22 protein-coding genes and 1 pseudogene are annotated in these 23,845 nt (G+C 69.4%); 7 read left to right on the top strand and 16 right to left on the bottom strand.

Going from position 1 to position 23,845, the window contains the following annotated elements; all coding sequences use genetic code 11:
• Positions 1–21 precede the first annotated feature (21 nt).
• Complete coding sequence (locus GT347_RS08390) at positions 22–294, top strand: hypothetical protein (protein WP_160551530.1); 273 nt, start codon at positions 22–24, stop codon at positions 292–294.
• 14 nt (positions 295–308) lie between these two features.
• On the opposite strand, the gene GT347_RS08385 is transcribed toward GT347_RS08390, so the two are convergent.
• Both GT347_RS08385 and GT347_RS08380 read right to left on the bottom strand, forming a co-directional pair.
• Positions 309–1,922 (bottom strand): gamma-glutamyltransferase family protein, encoded by a 1,614-nt coding sequence (locus GT347_RS08385; protein WP_160551529.1) that lies wholly within the window; start codon positions 1,920–1,922, stop codon positions 309–311.
• Between the two features lie 40 nt (positions 1,923–1,962).
• A complete protein-coding gene (locus GT347_RS08380; RefSeq protein ID WP_160551528.1) occupies positions 1,963–2,961 on the bottom strand; it encodes a tripartite tricarboxylate transporter substrate binding protein in 999 nt (332 codons plus the stop codon).
• Positions 2,962–3,136: 175 nt separating this feature from the next.
• Between GT347_RS08380 and GT347_RS08375 the strand changes: the two genes are divergently transcribed.
• The gene (locus tag GT347_RS08375; RefSeq protein WP_160551527.1) at positions 3,137–4,006 is read left to right on the top strand and encodes a LysR family transcriptional regulator; all 870 of its coding nucleotides are present in this window, start codon (positions 3,137–3,139) and stop codon (positions 4,004–4,006) included.
• A gap of 12 nt (positions 4,007–4,018) precedes the next feature.
• Here the strand turns inward: GT347_RS08375 and GT347_RS08370 are convergent, their stop codons facing one another.
• Both GT347_RS08370 and GT347_RS08365 read right to left on the bottom strand, forming a co-directional pair.
• A complete protein-coding gene (locus tag GT347_RS08370; protein WP_160551526.1) occupies positions 4,019–4,777 on the bottom strand; it encodes a 3-hydroxyacyl-CoA dehydrogenase in 759 nt (252 codons plus the stop codon).
• Between the two features lie 116 nt (positions 4,778–4,893).
• Entirely contained in the window at positions 4,894–5,463 is a 570-nt protein-coding gene (locus GT347_RS08365) for a phasin family protein (RefSeq protein WP_160551525.1), read from the bottom strand.
• A 208-nt stretch (positions 5,464–5,671) separates the two neighbouring features.
• Here GT347_RS08365 and GT347_RS08360 point away from each other — a divergent pair, with 208 nt between their 5' ends.
• The 4 genes and pseudogenes from GT347_RS08360 to GT347_RS08345 form a co-directional block, all read left to right on the top strand.
• A complete protein-coding gene (locus GT347_RS08360; RefSeq protein ID WP_160551524.1) occupies positions 5,672–6,655 on the top strand; it encodes a histone deacetylase family protein in 984 nt (327 codons plus the stop codon).
• A 29-nt stretch (positions 6,656–6,684) separates the two neighbouring features.
• Entirely contained in the window at positions 6,685–8,103 is a 1,419-nt protein-coding gene (locus GT347_RS08355; protein ID WP_160551523.1) for a sodium:proton antiporter, read from the top strand.
• An 18-nt stretch (positions 8,104–8,121) separates the two neighbouring features.
• Positions 8,122–9,486: a DNA recombination protein RmuC gene (rmuC, locus tag GT347_RS08350; RefSeq protein ID WP_160551522.1), complete on the top strand. Its 1,365-nt coding sequence runs from the start codon at positions 8,122–8,124 to the stop codon at positions 9,484–9,486.
• Between the two features lie 57 nt (positions 9,487–9,543).
• Positions 9,544–10,704: pseudogene (locus GT347_RS08345) on the top strand (MFS transporter); the annotation flags it as partial.
• Positions 10,705–11,581: 877 nt separating this feature from the next.
• Here GT347_RS08345 and GT347_RS08340 read toward each other — a convergent pair.
• The 11 genes from GT347_RS08340 to GT347_RS08290 all read right to left on the bottom strand — a co-directional run bounded on the left by GT347_RS08340 (position 11,582) and on the right by GT347_RS08290 (position 21,486).
• Positions 11,582–12,310 carry a GntR family transcriptional regulator gene (locus GT347_RS08340; protein ID WP_195812405.1) on the bottom strand — a complete coding sequence of 243 codons (729 nt, stop codon included), beginning with the start codon at positions 12,308–12,310 and terminating at the stop codon, positions 11,582–11,584.
• Between the two features lie 17 nt (positions 12,311–12,327).
• Positions 12,328–13,005: a cysteine hydrolase family protein gene (locus tag GT347_RS08335; protein ID WP_160551520.1), complete on the bottom strand. Its 678-nt coding sequence runs from the start codon at positions 13,003–13,005 to the stop codon at positions 12,328–12,330.
• Positions 13,006–13,030: 25 nt separating this feature from the next.
• Positions 13,031–13,411 (bottom strand): oxalurate catabolism protein HpxZ, encoded by a 381-nt coding sequence (gene hpxZ / locus GT347_RS08330; RefSeq protein ID WP_160551519.1) that lies wholly within the window; start codon positions 13,409–13,411, stop codon positions 13,031–13,033.
• A gap of 17 nt (positions 13,412–13,428) precedes the next feature.
• Entirely contained in the window at positions 13,429–14,832 is a 1,404-nt protein-coding gene (locus GT347_RS08325; RefSeq protein WP_160551518.1) for an AtzE family amidohydrolase, read from the bottom strand.
• Entirely contained in the window at positions 14,829–15,047 is a 219-nt protein-coding gene (locus GT347_RS08320) for an AtzG-like protein (RefSeq protein WP_160551517.1), read from the bottom strand. Before GT347_RS08320 ends, GT347_RS08325 begins: the two co-directional genes overlap by 4 nt.
• Complete coding sequence (locus GT347_RS08315; protein WP_160551516.1) at positions 15,044–15,865, bottom strand: ABC transporter ATP-binding protein; 822 nt, start codon at positions 15,863–15,865, stop codon at positions 15,044–15,046. The genes GT347_RS08320 and GT347_RS08315 overlap by 4 nt, the downstream gene beginning before the upstream one ends.
• Positions 15,862–16,698: an ABC transporter permease gene (locus GT347_RS08310; protein WP_160551515.1), complete on the bottom strand. Its 837-nt coding sequence runs from the start codon at positions 16,696–16,698 to the stop codon at positions 15,862–15,864. Before GT347_RS08310 ends, GT347_RS08315 begins: the two co-directional genes overlap by 4 nt.
• Positions 16,699–16,700: 2 nt before the next feature.
• Positions 16,701–17,690 carry an ABC transporter substrate-binding protein gene (locus tag GT347_RS08305; protein ID WP_160551514.1) on the bottom strand — a complete coding sequence of 330 codons (990 nt, stop codon included), beginning with the start codon at positions 17,688–17,690 and terminating at the stop codon, positions 16,701–16,703.
• A 49-nt stretch (positions 17,691–17,739) separates the two neighbouring features.
• Positions 17,740–19,470: an allophanate hydrolase gene (gene atzF, locus GT347_RS08300; RefSeq protein ID WP_160551513.1), complete on the bottom strand. Its 1,731-nt coding sequence runs from the start codon at positions 19,468–19,470 to the stop codon at positions 17,740–17,742.
• Positions 19,471–19,641: 171 nt separating this feature from the next.
• Complete coding sequence (locus GT347_RS08295; RefSeq protein ID WP_160551512.1) at positions 19,642–20,691, bottom strand: RNA methyltransferase; 1,050 nt, start codon at positions 20,689–20,691, stop codon at positions 19,642–19,644.
• Between the two features lie 42 nt (positions 20,692–20,733).
• Positions 20,734–21,486, bottom strand: coding sequence for an SDR family oxidoreductase (locus GT347_RS08290; protein ID WP_160551511.1), 753 nt, complete (start codon positions 21,484–21,486; stop codon positions 20,734–20,736).
• 118 nt (positions 21,487–21,604) lie between these two features.
• Here GT347_RS08290 and GT347_RS08285 point away from each other — a divergent pair, with 118 nt between their 5' ends.
• Positions 21,605–22,498, top strand: coding sequence for a LysR family transcriptional regulator (locus GT347_RS08285; RefSeq protein WP_160551510.1), 894 nt, complete (start codon positions 21,605–21,607; stop codon positions 22,496–22,498).
• On the opposite strand, the gene GT347_RS08280 is transcribed toward GT347_RS08285, so the two are convergent.
• Entirely contained in the window at positions 22,495–23,787 is a 1,293-nt protein-coding gene (locus GT347_RS08280; RefSeq protein ID WP_160551509.1) for an HDOD domain-containing protein, read from the bottom strand. The two genes, GT347_RS08285 and GT347_RS08280, sit on opposite strands and share 4 nt — an antisense overlap.
• Between the last annotated feature and the right edge of the window lie 58 nt (positions 23,788–23,845).

Genomic DNA, 23,845 nt, shown 5'->3' with positions numbered 1-23,845 from the left:
TCTTTGGAGACAAAGTTCACCATGCACACGCCATTCACACCTCAGCCGGTCGCCCCTGGCCGCATTCCGCAGCCGGTCCTGGTGGTCGGAGCGATCGTTTTGTTTGCTCTTTCCTACAACCTCGCGTCAGGCAACGGAGCGGGCCGGAGCCTCGAATCCGACCGCTTGATCGTCGCAAATTGTTGGAAATCGATTGACAAAAAAGACCCAAACCCGGCCGAGCGACGTGAATTGTCAGATGTTTGTGCCCGCATGGAGCGGGGCCTGAACCTCAAATACGGCTCGACCTACTAAGAACCCCTGCCGGTTCAGAAACCGGCCGCCAGGCCGTCGCGGCGCGGGTCGCTGGCAGCCAGGTAGCCATGCTCCTTGGGTGAGCCCATGGACCAGATGAACTGCCCGGCGCCGAAATCCTGGTACGAATCGTTGATCACCCCGGCGCGGTGGCCGCGGGCTATCAGGCCTTGCACGACGGCGGGGTCCATCGCCGCCTCCACATTGATCTCCAGTCCGGCGTTGTAGCGCCAGCGCGGCGCATCACAGGCGGCTTGCGGGTTCTGGCGGAAGTCGATCATGCGCACGAGGGTCTGCATATGGCCCTGGGGCTGCATGTTGCCGCCCATGACGCCGAAACTCATCACCGGCTGGCCATTCTGCGTGAGGAAGGCCGGGATGATGGTGTGGAAGGGACGTTTGCCCGGCGCCACCAGATTCGGGCTGCCTTCATCCAGGCTGAAGCCGAAACCGCGGTTCTGCAGGCTGATGCCGAAGGTCGGTTCGACCAGGCCCGAGCCGAATCCCTGGAAGTTGCTCTGGATGAAGCTGACCATCATGCCGTCCTCGTCGGCAGCGGTGAGGTAGATGGTGCCGCCGCGCACCGGGTTGCCGGCCTGGAAGTCCTGGGCGCGGCGCGGATCGATCAGGCGGGCGCGTTCGGCCAGGTAGCCGTCGTCCAGCATCTGCTCGGGCGTGATGCGCATGCTGGAGCCTTCGGCGACATATCGATAGACATCGGCGAAGGCCAGCTTCATGGCTTCGATCTGCAGGTGCTGGGTATCGACAGAGTCGGCGCCGTAACCGGCGATATCGAATTTCTCCAGGATACCCAGGGCGATTTGCGCTGCGATGCCCTGGCCGTTGGGCGGGATCTCGTGCAGCGTGTAGCCGCGGTAGTCGCGCGCCAGCGGCTCCACCCATTCCGGCTGGTGGGCGGCGAGGTCCGCGGCTTGCATGCTGCCGCCGTGCTGGCGGATGAAGCTGGCGATCGCCTCGGCGATCTCGCCGCGGTAGAAGGATTCGCCGCGCGTGCGGCCGATCTCGCGCAGCGCCCGCGCGGCGGCCGGGAACTGGAACAACTCGCCCACCTCCGGCGCCCTTCCGCGCGGCAGGAAGCTGTCGGCATAGCCGGGCTGGCCGCCGAGCTCCTTGGCGGCGGCCTTCCACTTCTGCGCGACCACCGGCGGCACCAGGTAGCCGCGCTGGGCGATCTCGGCGGCCGGCTCCATCAGGTCGGCGAAGGGCAGGCGGCCGAAACGCTCGCTCAGCGCCACCCAGGCGCTGACGGCGCCCGGCACGGTGATCGAGTCCGCACCGCGGCGCGGCGGCGTGCGGCTGGCCTCGCCGTGGCGCGAGCGGAAGTATTCGGGTGTCCAGGCCTGCGGCGCGCGGCCGGAGGCATTCAGGCCGTGCAGCTTCTGGCCGTCCCAGAGGATGCAGAAGGCATCCGAGCCCAGGCCGTTGCTCACCGGCTCCAGGACGGTCATGGCCGCGGCGGTGGCGATGGCCGCATCCACCGCATTGCCGCCCTTCCACAGCATGCGCAGCCCGGCCTGCGAGGCCAGCGGATGGGAGGTGGAGACCACATTGCGTGCAAAGACGGGAATGCGGGCGCTGGGGTAGGGGTTGGTGTGGTCGAACTGCATGGGGGTTGTCTCGGAAGATGAAGGCGGGCGGGCCGGGGTTTCAATCCAGGGTGATGTTCATGGCCTTGATCTCGCGCGACCAGCGGGTGAGTTCATGGTCGATGAAGCTGCTGAACACCTGCGGGCTGTTGGTCGCCGGCTCCACGCCCTGGGCGGTGAACTGCGCCGCCACATCCGGCCGGGCGATGATGGCCTGCACCTCGCGGGCGATGCGCTCCACCACGGCGGGCGGCGTGCCGCCGGTGGTGAACAGGCCGTACCAGGAGGAGAACTCGTAGCCCGGCACGCCGGCCTCGGCGATGGTCGGCACGTCCGGCAGCGACTTGACGCGCTTCTGTGTCGTCACCGCCAGGATGCGGGTGGCGCCGGTGCGCTGCGAGGCGATGGCCGGCGGTATGCCCGAGAACACCGTCTGGATCTGCCCGGCCGCCACATCGGTCAGCGCCTGCGAATTGCCCTTGTACGGGATGTGGACCATCTCCACGCCCGCCTGCCGGGCGAACAGGGCGCCGGCCAGGTGCAGGCTGGAGCCGGTGCCGGAGGACCCATAGTTGATGGTGCCGGGATCCTTCTTCGCGGCGGCGATCACCTCCTTCACGCTGCGGTAGGGCAGCTTGGCATTGACCAGCAGTGCATTGCCCGACTCGGCCACCAGCGTGACCGGCGCCAGGTCCTTGCGTGGATCGAAGCTGAGCTTCTTGGCCAGGATGGGCGCGACGGTGTTGCCGCCCACCGAACCCAGCAGCAGGGTGTAGCCGTCGGGTTTGGCCTTGGCCACCACCTCGTCGGCGATCAGGCCGCCGGCGCCGGCGCGGTTGTCGACCACGAAGGGCTGGCCGAGCGACTGCTGCAGCTCGCGCGCCAGAATGCGCGCCAGCAGGTCGTTGGCGCCGCCGGGGGCGAAGCCCACGATGATGCGAAAGGGCTGGGTCGGCCAGGCCTCCGCCGAGCGGGCGGCGCCGGCGGCAAGGGCCAGGACGGCGCAGGCGAGGGCCGGCAGCAGGCGGCGCGGAAAACGGGAAGAGGCGGGCGATGGCATGGGCGGCGGCTGGTTGGGATGTCGGACGGGGGGCGCCTCATTATTGAAATGCCTCGCGCCCGAGGGAAAGCGGGAATTTCTGCGCTGGCTCAGAAGAAAAACTCTGGCATCCGGGCCGTTTCGGCGTGAATCTTGCGAGATTCCCTTCTGCAAGTCCGCTTCTTTTTTGCCCGCCATGCCCAGCCTGCGAGTTCTGAAAACCTTTCTCGCCGTCGTCTCCGACGGCTCCTTCACCGCGGCCGGGCAGCGGGTGGCGCTCACGCAGTCGGCGGTCGGGCTGCAGATCCGCTCGCTGGAAGAGGATCTGCGCCGCCCGCTCTTCGACCGCCGCGGCCGGACGGTGGCGCTCAACGGCGACGGCCGCGAATTCCTGCCGGTGGCCCGCCAGATGGTCGAGCTCTACGACCAGGCGCTGCGCCAGCCGGCCACGCCGCTGGCCATGGCCGGCACGGTGAAGCTGGGCACGGTGGTGTCGGCGCTGCGCCGGCTGGTGCAGGCCACGGTCGACCTGAAGAGCCGGCATGCGGCGCTGGACCTGCATGTGTCGGCCGCCAAGTCGCAGGAACTGGTGGCCCAGGTGGAGGCCGGCACGCTGGACGCGGCCATCGTGGTCGGCCCGGCGGCGCAGAACCGTGCGGCCCTGGCATGGACCTCCCTTTATGAAGAGCCCATGGTGCTGCTGGCGCCCGCCGGGCTGGCGGCCAAGCCGGTCAGGGCGCTGATCGAGGAGCAACCCTTCATCCGCTTCGACCCCTCCGAGCACACCGGGCAGCTGGTGGAGCGCACGCTGCGCAAGCTGCGGGCGCGGCCGCGGGAGTTCCTGGAGCTGAACTCGATCGAGGGCATCGTGGAACTGGTGGCCTCGGGCCTGGGGGTGGCGGTGCTGCCCTGCCTGCGCGAGGCGGCCTGGGCGCGCAACCCGGCGCTGCGGGTGATCGCGCTGCCGCCCGCGGCGGGCGGCCGCGAGATCGGCCTGGTGCAGTCGCGCACGGCGGCCAAGGCGGCGCTGGTGGCGGCGGTGTCACGCCGCTTCCAGGACCTGTAGCGGCTGCCTTTCTCAGCGCGGCGCCATGCGGATGGCGCCGTCGAGCCGGATCACCTCGCCGTTGAGCATCTCGTTTTCCAGGATGTGGCGCACCAGCTTGGCGTAGTCCTGCGGCGTGCCCAGGCGCGAGGGGAAGGGCACGCTGGCGCCCAGCGCATCCTGCACCTCCTGCGGCATGCCGAAGACCATGGGCGTGGCGAAGATGCCCGGCGCGATCGTCATGTTGCGGATGCCCAGGCTCGCCAGGTCGCGGGCGATCGGCAGCGTCATGCCGACCACGCCGCCCTTGGAGGCGGCATAGGCCGCCTGGCCGATCTGCCCGTCGTAGGCTGCCACCGAGGCGGTCGAGACGATGGCGCCGCGCTCGCCGGTGGGCAGGCGCTCGTTCTGCGCCATGGCCTCGGCCGCCAGCCGGATCATGTTGAAGCTGCCGATCAGGTTGATGGTGATGGTGCGGGTGAACAGGTCGAGTGCATGCGCGCCGTTCTTACCGACCGTCTTCGAGGCCGGCGCGATGCCCGCGCAATTGACCAGGCCGTACAGGCCGCCCAGGGCGGTGGCCCGCGCGACGGCGGCGCGGCCGTCGCTGTCCTGCGTCACGTCGCAGCGCACGAAGACGCCGCCGATCTCCTGCGCCAGGGCCTGGCCCTTGTCCTGCTGGAGGTCGGCCACCACCACCTGCGCACCGGCGGCGGCCAGCATGCGCGCCGTGCCTTCGCCCAGGCCCGAGGCGCCTCCGGTGACGATGAATACCTTGCCCGCGATGTCCATGTCTGTCTCCTGTTCTGCCGTTAACGTAAACGTCAATTATGCGGGTGGACACCGCCGCAGCGGAAACGAAAAAACGCCCGGCAGCGCCGGGCGTTTTCAGGGAGGAGCGGGGTGGCTCAGGCGCGCTTGCGTGCGGCGGCGGTGGTCGCCGAGCTGGCGGTGCGGGCGGCGCTGGCAGCCTGGGCGGACAGCGTGTTGACGTTGGCTTCCATCATGTCGGAGGCCTGGCGGGCGGCCTTCTGCAGGCTGTCGGCGACGTTGTTGGCGGCGGCCACGGCGCTCTTCATCACGGCCACGGCGGTCTCGGAACCGGCGGGTGCGTTGCGCGATGCGGCATCGACCAGGCTGGAAATCGTCTTCTGCGCTTCGGCGGACTTGGTTTCCACCGTCTTGCCCACTTCGGCACCGGCAGCCGACGCGATGTCGTACAGGTGGCGGCTGTAGGCGGCGGTCTTCTCGGCGATCGGCTGCAGGGCGCTGGCCTGCAGGGCCAGCATTTCCTGCGCATCCTTGGCGCTCAGCAGGGCCTGGGTGTGGGCGGCTGCATCGGCCAGCGCGGCGCGCGAGGCGGTGAGGTTCAGGTTGATCAGCTGTTCCAGGCCTTCGAAGGCCTTGCTGGTCAGATTGAAGATGGTTTCGACGTTGGCCTTGCTGGCAGCGGCGATCTGTTCGGGGGTGGCGTTCATGGGTGATCTCCTACGGATTGGATAGGTGGGCGCAATCAGCCCACGAGAAACGGTGGCGCTCTATGTTGCACTGCAACACGGCCAAGTATACGAGTTCGCGCACCAAAAGCAAGCAATATGCTGCAGTGCAACATTTTTCTACGCAAGGCTGGAAACCGGGCTGGAACACTGCGGTATCGGCAAGCCGCGAGAATCCGAGCTTCGCCGCATGCACGCCTATTACGCCGACCGCTTCGTCCTGCCGCTGCCCGCCGGCCATCGCTTCCCCATGGCCAAGTACGGCGCGCTGCGCGACCGCCTGCGCGAGAAGCTGCCGGCGGTGGACATCCAGCCCGCCCCCGCCGCCAGCGACGGCGAGCTGGCGCTGGTGCACACACCCGGCTATATCCGCGCCGTGGCCGACGGCAGCCTGGCGCCGCAGATCCAGCGCGAGATCGGCTTTCCCTGGTCGGTCGCCATGGCCGAGCGCGCCCGCCATTCGGTGGGCGCCACCATCGCCGCCGCCCACCGTGCGCTGACGCACGGCATCGCCGCCAACCTGGCCGGCGGCACCCACCATGCGGGGCGTGCCGCGGGCAGCGGCTTCTGCGTCTTCAACGACGTGGCCGTCGCCGCCCGGCTGCTGCAGGCCGAACACGCACGCGGCTCGCGCCGGGCGCTGCGGGTGGCGGTGATCGATTGCGATGTGCACCAAGGCAACGGCACAGCGGCCATCTTCCGCGGCGACCCGGATGTCTTCACCCTGTCGCTGCACGGCGAGAAGAACTTCCCTTTCCAGAAAGAGCCGGGCGACCTCGACATCGACCTGCCCGACGGCTGCGGCGACAGCGACTACCTCGCCGCCCTGGAGCAGGCCCTGGCCAGCCTGCAGGACCGCTTCGAGCCCGATTTCATCTTCTACCTGGCCGGCGCCGATCCGCACGAAGGCGACCGCCTGGGCCGGCTCAAGCTCAGCTTCGACGGCATGGAGGCGCGCGACCGCCGGGTCTTCGACTGGGCCTGGCAGCGCCGGCTGCCGCTGGCCTTCGCCATGGCCGGCGGCTACGGCCGCGACCTGGCCAGCACGCTGCAGGTGCAGGAGAACACCTTCGTCGTCGCGCTGGAATACGCCAGGCGCTGGGCGCAAGCCGGAATACCCATGCCGGCATCTGCGCGGGAGATGCGAAAATTGCCCGCTGACCTCTCCGATTGATCCGGCTGGCTCCGCGCCCGGATCGGCCTATGCCAACAAGTTCCCTTTCCCGCGCCCTTTGGCCGGCCGCCGTCCTGGCGGCGCTGCTGCCCACCAGCAGCCAGGCCGCAGCCCTCGACGGTGCCGCCCTCTCGCCGCTCTGGGCCTTGCCCTTCGCCGGCCTGTTGTTGTCGATCGCCCTGCTGCCGCTGATCGCGCCGGCCTTCTGGCACCACCACTTCGGCAAGATCGCCGCGGCCTGGGCCCTGCTGTTCGCCGTGCCCTGCGCCCTGGTCTTCGGCGGTGGCGCCATCGCGCAGACCGTGGTGCATGCCCTGCTGGCCGAGTACCTGCCCTTCATCGTGCTGCTGACCGCGCTCTACACCGTGGCCGGCGGCATCTTCGTACGTGGCAACCTGCACGGAAGCGCGGCGCTCAACACCGGTCTGCTGGCGATCGGCGCCGCGCTGGCCAGCCTGATGGGCACCACCGGCGCCGCGATGCTGCTGCTGCGCCCGCTGCTGCGCGCCAACGACGACCGCGCGCGCCAGGCCCATGTGGTGATCTTCTTCATCTTCATCGTCGCCAATGCCGGCGGCGCACTCACGCCGCTGGGCGATCCGCCGCTGTTCCTGGGCTTTCTGCAGGGCGTGGACTTCTTCTGGATGCTGCGCCACATCCTCACCGAGACCTTGTTCCTGGTGCTGGCGCTGCTGGCCGTCTTCTTCCTGGTGGACCGCTGGTTCTGGCGGCGCGACGGCGTGCGGCCGCGCGATCCCACGGCCGACACCCCCCGCCTGCGCTTCGAAGGCCTGGTGAACCTGCCGCTGCTGCTGGCCATCGTCGGCCTGGTGCTGATGAGCGGCTTCTGGAAGGGCTCGCCGGTGTTCGACATCCTCGGCACGCCGGTCAGCCTGGCGGCGGCGCTGCGCGACCTGGGCCTGGTGGCTGTCACCCTGATCTCGCTGGCGGTCACCCCGAAGCAGGTGCACCACGACAACGGCTTCGCCTGGGCGCCCATGGCCGAGGTGGCCAAGCTCTTCGCCGGCATCTTCCTGACCATCGCACCGGTCATCGCCATGCTGCAGGCCGGCGCGAACGGCCCCTTCGGCGCGGTGGTGGCGGCGGTCACCCGGGCGGACGGCACACCGGCGCCCGCGATGTACTTCTGGATCACCGGCCTGCTCAGCGCCTTCCTGGACAACGCACCCACCTACCTGGTGTTCTTCCACACCGCGGGCGGCGATCCGCAGGCGCTGATGACCGCCCTGGCGCCGGTGCTGGCCGCCATCTCCACCGGCGCCGTGTTCATGGGGGCGCTCAGCTACATCGGCAATGCGCCCAACCTGATGGTCAAGGCCATCGCCGAACACCAGGGCGTGGCCATGCCGGGCTTCTTCGGCTACATGGCCTGGTCCTGCGCGGTGCTGCTGCCGCTGTTCGCGCTCATCACCCTGGTCTGGTTCTAGAAGAATGAAACGACACCCATGAGTGCGGCGCTGACGGCCCTCATCGCCTGCCTGGCCCTGCTGCTGGGCCTGGGCGCCGGCTGGTGGCTGGCACGCCGCCAGGTGCTGGCCGAGGCCCGCGCCGAAAGCCGGGCCGAACTCGCCACCCTGACCGAACGCGCCCGCGGCCTGGCCGAGGCGCAGGTCCGCGCCGATGGCCTGGGCGCCGAGCTCTCGATGGCCAAGGCCCGCCTGGCCGCCGTGCAGACCCAGCTGAGCGCCGAACGCCAGCAGTCGGCCGAGAAGATCGAGCTGCTGCAGCAGACCCGCGAGGAGCTCTCCAACCAGTTCAAGACCCTGGCCAACGACATCCTCGAAGAAAAGAGCAAACGCTTCGCCGAGCAGAACCAGGCCAGCCTGGGCCACCTGCTCGACCCGCTGCGCCTGCGCCTGGCGGACTTCCAGGGCAAGGTCGAGCAGTTCTACGATGCCGAAGGCAAGCAGCGCTCGGCCCTGTCGCAGCAGGTCGGCCAGCTGATGGACCTGAACAAGCTGCTCGGCGAAGAGGCGCGCAGCCTCACCAATGCCTTGAAGGGCAGCAACAAGGCCCAGGGCAACTGGGGCGAGCTGATCCTGGAGCGGGTGCTCGAAGCCTCCGGCCTGCGCCGCGGCATCGAATACCACGTGCAGCAGAACCACACCCGCGAGGACGGCAGCCGGGCCCAGCCCGACGTCATCATCCACCTGCCCGAAGAGCGCAAGCTGGTGGTCGATGCCAAGGTCTCGCTCCTCGCCTACGAGGAATGCGTGGCCGCCGAGACCGACGAGGCCCGCGCCATCGCCCAGCGCCGCCACCTGGCCTCGGTGCGCGCCCACATCGAGGGCCTGGCCGCGCGCAACTACCAGCAGCTCTACAGCCTGAAGACGCTCGACTTCGTGCTGATGTTCGTGCCGATCGAGCCCGCCTTCATGCTGGCCGTGGGCGCGGACGAGCAGCTCTTCATGGACGCCTGGAAACGCAACGTCCTGCTGGTCAGCCCCTCGACCCTGCTCTTCGTGGTGCGCACCGTGGCCCACCTCTGGCGCCAGGAGCAGCAGAACCGCAATGCCCAGGAAATCGCCCGGCGCGGCGCCGACCTGTACGACAAGCTGTCCGCCTTCGTCGGCGACCTGGAGGAGATCGGCAAGTCGCTGGACCGGGCGCAGAAGTCCTACGGCGAAGCCTTCAAGCGCCTGAAGGCCGGACGCGGCAATGCCATCGCCCAGGCCGAACGCCTGCGGGAACTGGGCGTGAAGCCGACCAAAAGCTTTTCGCAGAACGCACTCGAAGGCGCGCTGCCGGACCCGGACCTTCTGCCCACCGGCCCGCCGGAGCACAGCGGACTGCCGCCCCTGAGCGGCTGAGCCCGCCACCTTCGCGCCGAGACTTCTCCCCAAAAAAATCAGAGACAAACCAATTCCATGAGCTCCCAACTAGCGCGTGTCATCCCGATCCAGGTCTTCATCCATTCGACCATGGCGGGCACGCGCCTGGCGGTGCCGCTGCTGGCGCTGCAGCAGGGCTACAGCGCCGCCTCGGTCGGCATCCTGGTAGCCCTGTTCGCGCTGACCCAGGTCTTCCTGGCGCTGCCCGCCGGCCGCTTCGCCGACCGGCACGGCGTGCGCCTGCCGGTCACCCTGGCGGCCATCGCCTCCTGCGCCGGCGCGGGCCTGGCGGCGCTGCTGCCGGTGTTTCCCGCGTTCTGCGTGGCGGCCTTGCTGACCGGCGGCGGCACCGGCGTGGTCGTGATCGCGCTGCAGCGCCATGTCGGCCGCGCGGCCACCGGTGCGGCGCAGCTCAAGCAGGCCTTCAGCTGGCTGGCCATCGCGCCGGCGGTGGGCAACTTCATCGGCCCTTTCTGCGCCGGCATGCTGATCGACCATGCGGGGGCCACACCCAGCGACCTCTGGGGTTTCCGCATCTGTTTCGTGGTGATGGCGCTGCTGCCGCTGCTGGCCTGGTACCTGGCGCGGGATGTGACCGAGCTGGCCAGCGAGCCGCCGTCGGTGGATGCCGAGGGCAAGCCCAACCGGGCGATCGACCTGCTGCGCGCGCCGATGTTCCGGCGGCTGCTGTTCTGCAACTGGCTGCAGTCTTCGAGCTGGGATGTGCATGCCTTCGTCGTGCCCCTGCTGGGCCACGAGCGGGGGCTGGGTGCTTCGACCATCGGGACCATCCTGGGGGCGTTCGCCATCGCGGCTGCTGCGATCCGCATCGTGCTGCCGGTGTTGACGGCGGGGCGGGATGAGCGGGATGTGATCACCGTGTCCACCCTCAGCACCGCGGTGCTGTTCGCTGTGTATCCGCTGTTGCCTACTGCGCTGCTGATGGGGCTGTGTTCCGTGCTGCTGGGCTTTGCGCTGGGGGCTGTGCAGCCGATGGTGATGAGCATGCTGCACCACATCACGCCGCCTTCCCGGCAGGGGGAGGCGCTGGGCTTGCGGCTGATGTTCATCAATGCTTCCAGTGTGGCTGTGCCTATCGTGTTTGGTGCTGCGGGGGCTGTGTTGGGGATTGGGGGGATCTTCTGGATGGTGGGTGGGGTTGTGGCCTGTGGGACTCGGGCGGTGCGGGGGCTGGAGAGGGGGAGGGGCATGTGCAGCGGGTGCCGCATTGATGTTGTTTGTCTCCTGGCGGAGGGGTGGTTCTCCTCTGCGGAGGGCGGGGCTGGGGCTGCGCGCCCAGACCGCGCTCACTTTCTTTGCTTCGCCAAAGAAAGTAAGCAAAGAAAGGCGACCCGGCTGCGGGAGTCCCCCTCCTTCGGAGGGGGCACGCTGCGGTGCTCGCAAAAGCGGGGTCCACGACAACTCGCTTCGCTCAAACAGGTCGTGGCCCTGATCCGCTTTTGCTGCGCTCCTCACTCACCCGCAGACGGGACCCGGGGAGCGGGGGCAGCCACTGCTTCGCAGGGCGACGGGCCGTCGCTTCGCTCGGCCTCTGATTGAATACCCGCCCTTTGGCATCGGCCGCATTTCAGCGTGGGCCGAGCGCAGCGACGGCCCGTTGCGCTGCGAAGCAGCCGCTGTCCCCGTATCCGGGTCCCGTGAGCCCGAGAGCGAGGAACGGAGCAAAGGCGGATCAGGGCCACGACCTGTTTGAGCCGAAGGCGAGTTGTCGTGGACCCGCCTTTGCGAGTACCGCAGCGGTGCCCGAAGGGCCTCGGGTGTCGGGTCGCCTTTCTTTGCTTACTTTCTTTGGCGAAGCAAAGAAAGTGAGCGCGGTCTGGGGCGCGCAGCCCCAGCTCCGCCCTCCGCAGGAGAACCGCCCCCCAACGGGGAAACAGAACCCCAAAAAAGATTCAAACCAGATCAGCGAGAAACCCGCCCCACCCCCGCATCAATATCCCCAAACACCTCAACCCGACCCCCACCACCCCCGAAGACGCCCCCCGCGACGACGAAGACCCGGTAGCCGTACAGCCCCCCAGAGCCCCCACCACCAGCAACATCAAAAGAATCTTCAAGTCCGTCCTCCTTGGCGAGCCAGATAAACCTGGTGCAGCGTGATCTTGCGCACCTCCGCCTGGCTGGTTTCGATATGACTGCGCAGCAGCAGCGCCGCCTGCTTGCCGCGCCGCGCCAGGATCGCATGAAGGATCTGCGCATGCTCGTCGTAGGTGGCCGTGATGCGCGGCTGCTGGGTGAAGTCCAGCCGCCGGATGATGCGGATGCGGTCGGTGATGTCCCGATGCACCCGCGTCATCGGCCCGTTGCCCGCGGCCGCCACCAGCTCGCAGTGGAACTCCTCGTCCCAGCCCGACACCTGCGCGGTATCGGTGCTGCGCGCTTCCACCGGCACCAGCCAGATCGCGGCCAGGGCCTGCAGCCGGGCATGGTCGACCCGAGGGGCATCCTCGCAGAGCCGGGCCACGGCCGTGGTCTCCAGCACCAGCCGCAGGTCGTAGAGCTGCTCGAACTCGTCGAAGTCGAAGGGCAGCACCCGCCAGCCGGCGCGGAACAGCACCTCGACGAAACCCTCCTGCTGCAGCCGGAACAGCGCCTGCCGCACAGGCGTGCGCGAGACGCCCAGCCGCTCGCTGACCTCGCCCTCGGTGAACCGGTCGCCCGGCAACAGCCGGAATTCGGCGATGTCGCGCTTGAGCAGCGCGTAGGTATCGTCCGCCCGCGAACGAAACGCGGCCGTCTCGGCCTTGGGCGCAGCGGGTGTCACGGGAGAGGAGGCGGGCACCGGGAAATGGTAGTCGCTCAGCTTGTCCCGCCTGCCAGGGCGGTCAAGAGCGATTCGCTGCCGGCCGTCCAGCCCACGATGCCGCCCTGGGCCCGCACCATCTCCAGCGTGGCGGCCTTGAAGGCGGGGAAATAACTCTCGGTGCAGTCTTCCAGCAGCAGGCAGTCGTAGCCCCGGTCGTTGGCCTCGCGCATGCTGGTCTGCACGCAGACCTCGGCGGTCACGCCCATGAAGATCAGCTGGCGCACGCCGCGGATCTGCAGCCGCTCGTGCAGGCCGGTGGCGTAGAAGGCGCCCTTGCCGGGCTTGTCGATCACCCATTCGCCCGGCACGGGCGCCAGCGCCCGGATGATCTGGTTGCCCGGCTCGCCGGCGATCAGGATGCGGCCCATGGGACCGGCGTCGCCGATGCGCAGGCGCGGCTCGCCGCGGTTGAGCTTGGCGGGCGGGCAGTCCGACAGGTCCGCCGCATGCGATTCGCGGGTGTGCACCACCAGGCCGCCGGCCGCGCGCCAGGCCAGCAGCACCGAGCGGCAGGCGGGCACGATGGCTTCGAGCAGGGAGACGTCGTTGCCCAGGGTCTCGCCGAAACCGCCGGGCTCGATGAAGTCGCGCTGCATGTCGATGATGACCAGGGCGGTGTGCGCCGGGTCGAAGCGGAAGGCGAAGGGTTGGGCGTCTTCGATGGTGGTCATGCGGGCCTCGTCGGGTGCTTCAGGGTCAGCCCAGCGGGCTGACATGGGCGGCGACCACCCGCCAGCCCTGCGCGGTGCGCATCCAGGTCTGGCTCTGGCGGCCGGTGCTGCTGCTGCCGATGCGCTGGAACTCGCAGTTGGCGGTGGCGAAGTCCTGGCCGTAGCTGGTGATCACCACCTGCAGCAGCTCGCGCGCCAGGCCGGCCGAGGGCCGGGCGGCGCGGAAGGCCTGGATCTGCGCGTAGCCGTAGAGGTTCTCGGTGGCGCCGTAGCGCAGGGTGTGCACGCTGTCCCAGAACAGTTCGTCGAGCACCTCGACCTTGTTGTGCACCAGCGCGTCCTCGTAGCGGTAGAAGGCGTCGGTGACCTCGGCCAGCACCTCGGGCAGATTGATCTGGGTTTCCATGGAAGGCCTTTGCAACATCACAGGGGCGCCACCGGTGCATAGACCGTGCCGGCCTCCTCCAGGAAGGCGGAGACACGCAGCGCCAGGTCTTCGCGCCAGGGCGCGGCGATCAGTTGCACACCGATGGGCAGGCGTTCGTGCGCGCCCCACACCGGCACCGAGCAGACCGGCAGGCCGATGCAGGAGATCGGCTGGGTCAGCAGCCCCATATTGGGCCGCACCTGCAGCGGCTGGCCGCCGATGTCGAAGAACTCCTGGCCGATGGTGGTGGCCGGGCAGGGTGTGGAGGGCGCGAGCAGGATGTCGAAGCGTTCGAAGACCCGGGCGGCGGCCTCGGCATATTGCTGGCGCACCCGCTGGGCGCGGGCGATCCAGGCGGCGGGCAGCAGGGCGCCGGCCAGGAAGCGGTCGCGCGACAGGGGTTCGAAATCGGCGGCGCGCTGGCGCAGGTCGTCCAGGTGCAGCGCGGCGCCTTCCGCATTGGTGATGAGGAAGGCGGCGGCGCGGCCGGCTTCCACCAGCGGCAGCTCGACCGTCTCGCGCGCGCCCAGTGCCTCGGCGACCCGGGCGACGGCGGCGCGGGCCTCGGGTCCGGCGCGGTCCTGGAACCAGCCGCCGAGGATGCCGATGCGCAGGCCGGTGGTGCCCGCATCCAGCAGGGCGGAGACGGGCTGGGCCTCGCGCCTGGCGCAGCCGGGGTCGCCCGCGTCGTGGCCCTGCATCGCGTCGTAGGCCAGGGCCAGGTCGCGGGTGCTGCGGGCGAAGGGGCCCAGGTGGTCCAGGCTGGAGACGAAGGGGTAGGTGCGCGTACGTGGCAGCCGGCCGAAGGTGGGCTTCAGGCCGAAGATGCCGCACAGCGATGCGGGCACACGGATCGAGCCGTTGGTGTCCGAGCCGAGTGTCAGCGGCACCTGGCCGGCCGCCACCGCCGCCGCCGAGCCGCCGGAGGAGCCGCCCGCGATGCGTGCCAGGTCGTGCGGGTTGTGCACCGGGCCTTCGTGGCTGTTCTCGGTGGTGAAGCCGTAGGCGTACTCGTCCATGTTGAGGGCGCCGACCAGCACCGCGCCGGCATCCTCCAGGCGCCTGACCAGCAGGGCATCCTGCCCGGCCGGCGGACTGGCGCGTTCGATCTTCGAGCCGGCCAGCGTGGGCATGCCTTCGACGTCGAACAGGTTCTTCACCGCGAAGGGCACGCCGAACAGGGGCTTGGCCTTCTGGCTCGCGCCCGCATGGTCGAGCATCCAGGCGCGGGTCAGCGCCCGTTCCTGCACCAGGGCGGTGAAGGCGTTGACGCTGCCGTCGGTGGCGGCGATGCGGTCCAGGCTGGCCTGGACCAGGGCGGTGGCGCTGATCTGTCCGGCACGCACCGCGGCGGCCATGCCGGCCGCGTCGCCCAGCAGGAGTTCGGTGGCCTGGGTCATGCGGCCTCGCGCGGGGAAACGGGTTCGAAACGCATCGGCGAGTCGTCGTGCGGCGTCAGCGGCACCGCCTCGATGGCCGCGGCCATGGAGGCGGCCAGGGCGAAGAAGCCGAGCACGCCGGGGCGGTGGTCCGCCGCCAGCGGCAGGCCGATGAGCGCGGCGGTGGCGTCCACATAGCGCTCCTGCGCGGCCTTGTCGGGGAGCGGGCCGCTCATCGCCGCACCTCGCGCTGGAAGATCTCCAGGCTGTGCTTTTTCATCGCCACGAAGCTCGGCTGGCTGAGGGTCTCCACCGTGCGCGGGCGCGGGTCGCCGTAGCGCAGGATCTCGGCCACGCGGGTGGGGCGCTTGGTCAGCAGCAGCACTTCGTCGGCCAGGTACACGGCCTCTTCCAGGTCGTGCGAGACCAGCAGCATGGTGGTGCCGGTCTGCATGAAGACCTCCTGCAGCTTTTCGCGGATGAAGAGGGTCATCTCGAAGTCCAGTGCGGAGAAGGGCTCGTCGAGGAAGAGCACCTCCGGGTTGGGCGCCAGGGCCCGCATGATGGAGGCCGTCTGCTGCTGGCCGCCGGAGAGTTCGTAGGGGAAACGGTTCAGGTCGAACTTCACGTCGAAGGAGGCGACGAGTTCGGCCATGCGCCGGTCGACTTCCGCCTTGCTGCGGCCTTCGAGCTTGAGCGGATAGGCGATGTTGTCGATGGTGCGCATCCACGGGAACATCGCCTCGCGGTAGTTCTGGAAGACGTAGCCGATCTTGGTGTCCTTCAGCGACTTGCCGTCGAACAGGATCTCGCCGCTGTCGATCGGGATCAGGCCGGCGATCATGTTGATCAGCGTGGACTTGCCGCAGCCGTTGGGCCCGAAGACCGACACGATCTTGTGCTTGGGAATGTCGAGGTCGAAGTTCTCGTACAGCGGCCAGCCGGCGAAGTACTTGGTCAGCCCCCGGATGGTGACGTGGGTGCCGGCCGGGCCGGGCGAGAAGACGGGTGGCGGCACGTCGGCATAGACCGGGCCGTTGATCACGGTGCTCATCGACCACTCCAGTGAACGATCTTGCGTTCGGCGATTAAGAACAGGATGTTGAGAGCGTAGCCGAGAGCGCCCGCCGACAGGATCGCCGCATACATGCTCTTGACGTTGAGCACCTGCTGCGCATCGATGATGCGGTGGCCGAGGCCCGCGTCCGAGCCGATGAACATCTCGGCCACGATGACGATCACCAGCGCCATCGACACGGCCGAGCGCAGGCCGACGAAGCTGGGCTGCAGGCTCTCCCAGATCAGCACGTCCTTGAACACCTGCCAGCGCGAGGCGCCCATCACCTTGGCGGCCATCACCCGCTGCTTGCGGGCATTGATGACGCCGTAGGCGCTGTTGAAGATCACGATCAGGAAGGCGCCGAAGGCGGCGATGGCCACCTTGTTGATGTCCGACACGCCGAAGATCAGCAGGAACAGCGGGATCAGCGCCGACGAGGGCGTGGAGCGGAAAAAGTCCACCAGGAACTCCACGCTGCGGTAGACCCGCTCGTTGCTGCCCAGCAGCACGCCCAGCGGCACGCCCACCACCGCGGCGATGACGAAGGCCTGCAGCGTGCGCCAGACGGTCACCGCGAAGTCGGTCAGCAGCGGCCCGCCGGCCAGGCCGGTGACCAGGGCGACCAGGGTATCGAGCGGCGTGGGCAGCAGGATCGGCTTGATGAAGCCCAGCCGCACCACCAGGTCCCAGAGGATGAACAGCACGACCGGGCCGATGAAGGGCAGCAGGCGGTCCCACAGGGGCCGTTTGGGCACGAAGGCCGTGGCGTTGGCGGCCGGCGGCGTCCAGGCGGCCGGTGCGGCTTTGGTGGTGGCGGCGTCGGCCATGGTCAGCCCTTGTAGATCAGGCTGTCCACGACGACCTTCTTGTCGAAGATGCCCTTCTCGGTGAACAGGTCGTAGAACTTCTGGAAGTAGGCCAGGTCGGCCGGCTTGAACTCGTTGTAGAGCATGTAGGCGGCCAGCGGCACCTCGGCGGTGAGCGGGCCCTCGATGGCCGTGTAGCCCTTCATGTACTGGCGCGCATCCTCGGGCTTGCTGCGCACCAGCTCCACGCCGCGGGCATAGGCGGCGATGAATTTCTTGGCGGCCTCGGGGTTCTTCTTGATGAACTCGCTGGTCAGGCTGGCCGCGCCGCCGTGCCAGGGCGCCATCGCATCGCCCAGGATGTATTTGGCGACGACACCGGCTTCGATCACCCGGGTGGTGCCGTTCATGCGGCCGACGGTGCCGGTGGGCTCCAGGGTGTAGCAGGCATCGACCTGGCCGGCGACCAGCGCGGCCACATGCTGGCCGATGGGCAGCTCGCTCACCGTGGCGCCGGTGGCGCCGGCGCGCTCCAGCATGGTCTTGCACAGGGTCACGTTCTGGATGCCGGGGCCGGAGGCGACCTTCTTGCCCTTGAGGTCGGCGACCGTCTTGTAGGGGCTGTCCTTGGCGGTGATGAACTCGTCGAGCACGTTCTTCGCGTTGCTCGGGTTGGTGCAGAAGATCTTGAACAGGCCGGGCTGGGCGATCTCGCCGATGGCCAGGTTGGCCGAGCCGGTGCCGTTGGCGCTGCCGTCGGAGCGGCCGGAGAGCATGGCCTCCATCACCTGCTGGGCGCCGGCGAACTTCAGCGGCTCCACGTCCAGGCCGGCTTCCTTGAAATAGCCCTTGTCGACCGCCGCAAAGAAAGGCAGGCCGGCCGCAACGGGCCAGAAGCCGATGCGGATCTTCGGCGTGGACTGCGCCCGCACGATGGCCGGCGCGGCCAGGGCGCCCAGGGCGGTGGCGCCGATTTGCAGGACGCGGCGGCGGGGGGTGGTGGATGGCTGCATCGGGAACTCCTCAACAAGGGGATCGAAAAAGAAAGCGCAAAAACCGTGCTCAGGCCGCGGGCGGCGTCGTGCGGGAGGCGACGAAGGCGCGCCAGCCGCCGAATGCGGTGACGTCGCGGGCATCCCGCAGGGCATGGCCCTCGCAGATGAAGCCGTGCACCCAGCGGCCATCGGCCAGCTCCACGCTGCCCAGGCCCAGCGGCGGCGGCACCAGGGCGAGGAAGCTGCCGACCTGGGCCAGGGGCAGATGCCAGACCTCGACGGCGATGGAGGCGCCGTCCTCGCCCGGCGCGACCCGGCCCAGCCCCGGTTTGGGCGGCGTGGTGTCGGGCAGGGCGTAGAGGCGGTAGTGCGGTGCGGTCTGCGTGGCCTCGGCCAGCCGCGCGCCGCGTTCGGTCAGCTGGCCGTTGAGCGGCAGGCCCGACAGATGCGCGCCCACGACGGCCAGCGCCAGGTGGGTGGACGGCCCGGGCTGCAGCGGGGCGATCGGCACCGGCGCGGGCAGCACTTGTGCGGTGGCACCCTGGGTCAGCCCGGTGGCGTGATGGAAGCGTTGGCCCAGCTCGGCCAGCTGCCAGTCGCTGCCGCAGGGGCCGATCAGGGTGATGCCGAAGGGCAGGCCGTCCGGCCGGATGCTGGCGGGCACCGACAGGGCGGCGTAGTCGAGCAGGTTGACGAAGTTGGTGTAGTAGCCGAGTTCGCGGTTGCGCTGCACCGGTTCGGCGCGCATCGCCGCGATGGTGCAGTGGCAGGGGGCGGTGGGCACGCACAGGAGGTCGATGCCGGGCCAGATCGTCGCGGCCTGCGCGGCCAGGGCCTGCAGGCGGTGCTGGGCCTGGAAGACGTCGGCGGCGGTGTAGCCCTTGCCGGCGGCCAGGATGCCGCGCACCGGCTCGATCACCTCGTCCGGATGGGCGTCGAAGAAGTCGCGCACGGCGGCGTAGCGTTCAGCGACCAGGGCGCTGTCGTAGAGCAGGGCGGCGGCTTCGGCCAGGGGCGCGTAGTCGATCGGCACGGCGGTGCCGCCCAGCGCGGCCAGGCCGGCGAGGGCGTCGTAGAAGGCGGCCTCCGATGCACTGTCGCCGAAGAATTCGAGCTGTGCCGGCACGCCGAAACGGAAGGCGGCGGGCAGCGGCTCGCGGGCCATGTCCGGAATGCGGGAGTAGGGGTCGGCCGGATCCGCGCCCATCACGGTTTCGAGCACCTTCACGGCGGTCGCCACGGTGGTGGCGAAGATGGAAACGCAGTCCTGGCTCTGCGCCGCCGGCACCACGCCGCCCGCGCCGATCAGGCCTTTGGAGGGCTTTAATCCCACGATGTTGTTCAACCCCGCCGGCACCCGGCCCGAGCCGGCCGTGTCGGTGCCGAAGGAGAAGTCGGCCTGCCCCGTGGCCACCACATAGGCGGAGCCCGAGCTGGAGCCGCCGCTGACATAGGCCGCGTCGAAAGCATTGGGCACCGCGCCATAGGGCGAGCGGGTGCCGTTGAGGCCGCAAGCGAACTGGTCGAGGTTGGTCTTGCCCAGCAGCAGCGCGCCCGCATCCAGCGCACGCCGCACCGGATTGGCGTGCTCCGCCGGCGTGAAGGAGAAAGCCGGGCAGGCGGCGGTGGTGGGCACGCCGGCGACGGCGATGTTGTCCTTGGCGGCGAAACGCAGGCCGGCGAGCGGGCCGCCGTCAGTGCCGGCCAGCGGGGCGGGCCAGGGCGCGATCCAGGCGTTTTCCGGGCGGGCCGGTGCGTTGGCGGACGGGGTCAGCGATGAGGGCTGGGCAGTCGGCATTCGTTTGCACCATCTTGAAGAATACGAACATGTGTACAAGATGAGATGCAAGGCGCGTGCCAAAGCGCCGGTGAAGTTTCCTGCGACCGCTTAAAAAGTTTTTTGGGGAGCCAGAGACCCAGTTTTTTTTTTCACTGAGCCAGGTTTTTTTTTCAGTTTTGGCCTTTTGGCCTATTTTTCTTTTGCGCTGACCTGCCCGCGGACCGGCTGCGACACCATCTGCGCCAGCCCCGCCCGAGCCCGCAGTTGCCCGCAGCCACCTTCCACATCCTGCCCGGCCGACCAGCGCAGCTTGGTCAGGATGCCGCGCCGGTGCAACTCGCGCGCCAGGTGTTCGCAGCGCTCTTGCGTGGGGCGCTGGTAGTCGGCGCCATCGACCGCGTTGAAGGGGATCAGGTTGAGCACGCCGTACTTGCCCGCGAGCAGGCGCACCAGGCCTTCGATCTCCTCGTCGCCGTCGTTCACGCCTTCGAGCAGGGCCCACTGGTACTGCACCGGGTAGCCGGTGGCGCGGGCATAACGTTCGCTGGCCTCGACCAGTTCCTCGGGAGTCATGTCCGGCGCACGCGGCAGCAACTGGCGACGCAGCTCGAGCCGGGTGGTGTGCAGCGACAGCGCAAGCGCAGGCTTGACCGCCGACCGATGCAGCCGCTCGAAGGCCCGCGGACCGCCCACGGTCGAGAACACCAGGTTCTTGTGCCCGATGTTGCCGATCGTGCCCAGCAATTCGATCGCTTCGAGCACGTTGTCGAGGTTGTGGGCCGGCTCGCCCATGCCCATGAAGACCACCTTGCGCACCGGCCGCCGGGCCCGCGCCAGCGCCACCTGGGCGACGATCTCGGCGCTGCCCACCTGGCGCAGCAGGCCGTCGCGGCCGGTCATGCAAAAGCGGCAGCCCACGGCGCATCCGACCTGCGAAGACACACACAGCCCCTCACGCGGCAGCAGCACGCTCTCCACCGTCTGGCCATCGGCCAGGGTGACCAGCAGGCGCTCGGAACCGTCCTCGCCGGGATGCACGGCGGTGATGCGCGCCAGCCCGGCCAGTTCGGCCTCGATGGCCGGCAGGGCGGCCATCAGCGCCGAGGGAAAGAAGGTCTCGGGGCTGCGTTTGCCGGCATTGCGCGGCAGCGCATGGCACCAGCTGCGCAGGATGCGTTGTTCGTGGCTGGGGCCGGCGCCGGCCAACTGCAGCCGCTGTTTCAGTTCGTGGATTCGCATGGGAGCGCCGAGCTTATAGCGGCCGGGGCGCTCCCGCTGCCGTCAGGCCAGGCCGCCGTTGGCGCGCAGGGTCTGCCCGTTGATCCACGCACCGTCCGGGCCGGCCAGGAAGGCCACGGCGGCGGCGATGTCCTCGGGCTGGCCCAGGCGCTCCAGCGGCGCGGCCTTGGCCATGCGTTCGACCAGCTCCGGCGGCTTGCCGTTGAGGAACAGGTCGGTCGCCGTGGGTCCCGGCGCCACGGCGTTGACGGTGATGCCGCGGCCGCGCATCTCCTTGGCCAGGATGCTGGTCAGGGCCTCCACGCCGGCCTTGGTGGCGGCATAGATGCCGTAGGTGGGCTGCAGCAGGGCCAGCACGGTGGTGGAGAGGTTGATCACCCGGCCTCCGTCGCGCAGCCGGCGGGCGGCTTCGCGCAGGGTGTTGAAGCTGCCCTTGAGGTTGATCGAGACCATGTGGTCGAAGGCCTCGTCCTCGCTCTGGGCGATGGTCGACAGGCTCATCACCCCGGCGTTGTTGACCAGCACGTCCACGCCGCCGAAGGCGGATTCGGCGGCTTCGAACATGGCGCGCACCGAGGCCGCGTCCGCCACGTCGGCACGCACGGCCAGGGCCCGGCCGCCAGCGGCTTCGATGCGCCCGACCACTTCGCGGGCAGCGCCTTCACTGCCCGCGTAGTTGACGATGACGGCGAAGCCGTCGCTCGCCAGCCGCTCGGCGATCGCCGCGCCGATGCCGCGCGATGCGCCGGTCACCAGGGCGACCTTGGAGTTGGAGATGTGGGTGGCTGCGGTCATGAGGGACTCCTGTGCAAATACGTCCGCCGGACATCGGCGACATGGCTGCCACGATAGCTGTACGCGGCTGGAAAATAATCCTAACCATACCGCCATCACTATCCGGGAAAATCGAACAATGGACCGCTTCGACACCATGCGTGTCTTCACCCGCATCGTGGAGTGCCGCAGCTTCACCCAGGCAGCCGAGGACCTGGGCCTGCCACGTTCCTCCGCGACCGATGCGGTCAAGTCGCTGGAGGCACGCCTGGGCGTGCGCCTGCTGCAGCGCACCACCCGCCATGTCAGTCCCACGCTGGACGGCGAGGCCTACTACCAGCGCTGCATCCGCCTGATCGCCGACCTGGAGGAGGCCGACAACAGCTTCGCCGGCGCCCGGCCGCACGGCCTGCTGCATGTGGGCGTGCAGGGCACGCTGGCCAGCCATTTCCTGCTGCCGCGCCTGCCGGACTTCATGGCCGCCTATCCCGGCATCGAGCTGCAGTTCAGCGAGAGCGACCGTTATTCCGACCTGGTGCGCGAGGGCATGGACTGCGTGCTGCGCGCCGGCAAGCTGGCCGACAGCGAACTGGTGGCGCGCCGCCTCGCGGAACTGCCGGAAGTCACCTGCGCCTCGCCCGCCTACCTGGCGCGGCATGGCACGCCGGCCTCGCTGGACGATCTGGCGCGGGGCCATCGCATGGTGGGTTTCCGGTCTTCCGCCACCGGCGGCGTGATGCCGCTGGTCTTCCTGGTGGACGGCCGGCCGCGCGAGCTGACCCTGCCCAGCGTGCTGGCGGTCAACGGCGTGGAGACTTATGCCGCCGCCTCGCGCGCCGGCCTGGGCCTGATCCAGGCGCCGCGCTACAGCCGCGAGGCCGAACTGCAGAGCGGCGCCCTGGTCGAACTGCTGCCCGCGCTGCGGCCGCCGACCATGCCGGTGTCGGTGCTGTATCCGCGCTCGCGCCATCCTTCGGCGCGGCTGCGGGTGTTCATCGAATGGATGGCTGAAGCGTTCGCGTCCCCGGGCTAGATCGTCGGCCCATCCACATCGATGTCGCCCAGCACATCGAGCAGCGCGCGGTTCACCCGACCCGGCTCCATCTCGTGCGTGGCGCACAAGGCCTGCACCGCCAGCGGGTCGTCCTTTTCCAGCGCCAGGGTCACGGCCAGGCTCGGGCCGTAGGGGCCGTCGTGCTGGATCACGGCGTCCTGCACCCGGCGCGACAGGCGGATGCGGGGCAGCAGCACGCCGGCGGGTTCGTTCAGCAGCAGGTCCAGGCCCGAGAACAGGCCGCAGAGCGAGACCTCGCGCCGCAGGGCCTCTTCGATGCCGGCGTCGAGCAGGTTCTCCATCAGCCGGGCGCGCAGCACCAGCTGGGCGTTGACCGGGCGCAGCGCCGTCTCGCGGCTGGCAAACGGCACCTGCTGGCCGAGCCAGCTGCGGATGGTGTCTATGCCCAGCATCATCATGCCGTGGCGGATGGATTCGATCGGCGCGCGCAGGCCCAGGGCCGGCGAGTTGGCGTAGATCAGGAAGCGGTAGACCAGCAGCGGATCCTCGCTCAGCGTGCGCTGCACCACCTCGGCCGAGCGGTCGCCCTCCAGGGCCTTGAGCGCGGCCATGACGACCGCGTGCGAGGGCTGCATCGCCTGGTGGCGCAGGCTGTAGACCACGTCCTCGGCCGGCCAGCCGGCCAGCGCCAGGGCCTTGCAGCGGTCCAGGCAATACTCCATCAGCACCCGGCTCTCGATGCCGCCGTAGATGTGGCCGGGCGGCAGGCGGCCGGGGCCGATCTGCTGGCCGACGCTGGCCTTGCGGGTGGCGTCCTTCAGCGCGGCGGCGGCCCAGGGCGCGGGCAGGTCGAGCCAGTAGCGGTGGAAGTTGTCGCGCAGCTCGGGCGGCGGCGGCGCGTCGGCGCTGCCGCGCCACACCAGCCGCAGGCCGCGCTGGCGGGCCAGGCGGATGCCGTTGGCGGCCAGGCTGCTGGCCTGCAGCAGGAAGTCGGGCACCACCAGTGTGGGCGCGGCCAGGGTGCGGGTGGCGAAGCGCGGGCCCGGCGCGCCGGGCGGTGCGGGCGGGTCGATCACCGCCAGCAGGTCGAGCAGCAGGCCTTGCGACTGCGGCACCAGGAACAGCGGCGGGCCGTCGGCGGGCAGGCGGTCACCCAGGGCTTCGAGCAACTCCTGTGCGTCGATCGGGCCGGGCAGCGGCGGCTCGGGCAGGGGCGCGACGAAGACCGCGATGCCGACGAGCGAGCGCTGCCGGCCCCACAGGGTCTGGTAGGAAAGCGATATGCAGTCGAGGACAGAAGCCGTCATGCGCCTGGGAGGATCTGGACCGGGCGGGGCGGCTGCCCCGCGAAAAAAGCGGTCCCGA

Origin of the sequence: Xylophilus rhododendri, assembly GCF_009906855.1 — a bacterium.
GTDB lineage: Bacteria > Pseudomonadota > Gammaproteobacteria > Burkholderiales > Burkholderiaceae_C > Xylophilus > Xylophilus rhododendri.
Note: the sequence above shows the minus strand (reverse complement) of the source record. Positions and strands in the feature narration are given on the sequence as shown.

Bases quoted from the DNA above. Each gene is read 5' to 3' on its own strand.
- GT347_RS08305 (WP_160551514.1), bottom strand. From the start codon at position 17,690: ATGCAGCCATCCACCACCCCCCGCCGCCGCGTCCTGCAAATCGGCGCC.
- atzF (WP_160551513.1), bottom strand. From the start codon at position 19,470: ATGCCGACTGCCCAGCCCTCATCGCTGACCCCGTCCGCCAACGCACCG.
- GT347_RS08385 (WP_160551529.1), bottom strand. From the start codon at position 1,922: ATGCAGTTCGACCACACCAACCCCTACCCCAGCGCCCGCATTCCCGTC.
- GT347_RS08320 (WP_160551517.1), bottom strand. From the start codon at position 15,047: ATGAGCGGCCCGCTCCCCGACAAGGCCGCGCAGGAGCGCTATGTGGAC.
- GT347_RS08390 (WP_160551530.1), top strand. From the start codon at position 22: ATGCACACGCCATTCACACCTCAGCCGGTCGCCCCTGGCCGCATTCCG.
- GT347_RS08280 (WP_160551509.1), bottom strand. From the start codon at position 23,787: ATGACGGCTTCTGTCCTCGACTGCATATCGCTTTCCTACCAGACCCTG.
- GT347_RS08360 (WP_160551524.1), top strand. From the start codon at position 5,672: ATGCACGCCTATTACGCCGACCGCTTCGTCCTGCCGCTGCCCGCCGGC.
- GT347_RS08375 (WP_160551527.1), top strand. From the start codon at position 3,137: ATGCCCAGCCTGCGAGTTCTGAAAACCTTTCTCGCCGTCGTCTCCGAC.
- GT347_RS08380 (WP_160551528.1), bottom strand. From the start codon at position 2,961: ATGCCATCGCCCGCCTCTTCCCGTTTTCCGCGCCGCCTGCTGCCGGCC.
- hpxZ (WP_160551519.1), bottom strand. From the start codon at position 13,411: ATGGAAACCCAGATCAATCTGCCCGAGGTGCTGGCCGAGGTCACCGAC.
- GT347_RS08335 (WP_160551520.1), bottom strand. From the start codon at position 13,005: ATGACCACCATCGAAGACGCCCAACCCTTCGCCTTCCGCTTCGACCCG.
- GT347_RS08325 (WP_160551518.1), bottom strand. From the start codon at position 14,832: ATGACCCAGGCCACCGAACTCCTGCTGGGCGACGCGGCCGGCATGGCC.
- GT347_RS08285 (WP_160551510.1), top strand. From the start codon at position 21,605: ATGGACCGCTTCGACACCATGCGTGTCTTCACCCGCATCGTGGAGTGC.
- GT347_RS08290 (WP_160551511.1), bottom strand. From the start codon at position 21,486: ATGACCGCAGCCACCCACATCTCCAACTCCAAGGTCGCCCTGGTGACC.
- GT347_RS08315 (WP_160551516.1), bottom strand. From the start codon at position 15,865: ATGAGCACCGTGATCAACGGCCCGGTCTATGCCGACGTGCCGCCACCC.
- GT347_RS08295 (WP_160551512.1), bottom strand. From the start codon at position 20,691: ATGCGAATCCACGAACTGAAACAGCGGCTGCAGTTGGCCGGCGCCGGC.
- rmuC (WP_160551522.1), top strand. From the start codon at position 8,122: ATGAGTGCGGCGCTGACGGCCCTCATCGCCTGCCTGGCCCTGCTGCTG.
- GT347_RS08355 (WP_160551523.1), top strand. From the start codon at position 6,685: ATGCCAACAAGTTCCCTTTCCCGCGCCCTTTGGCCGGCCGCCGTCCTG.
- GT347_RS08310 (WP_160551515.1), bottom strand. From the start codon at position 16,698: ATGGCCGACGCCGCCACCACCAAAGCCGCACCGGCCGCCTGGACGCCG.
- GT347_RS08370 (WP_160551526.1), bottom strand. From the start codon at position 4,777: ATGGACATCGCGGGCAAGGTATTCATCGTCACCGGAGGCGCCTCGGGC.
- GT347_RS08365 (WP_160551525.1), bottom strand. From the start codon at position 5,463: ATGAACGCCACCCCCGAACAGATCGCCGCTGCCAGCAAGGCCAACGTC.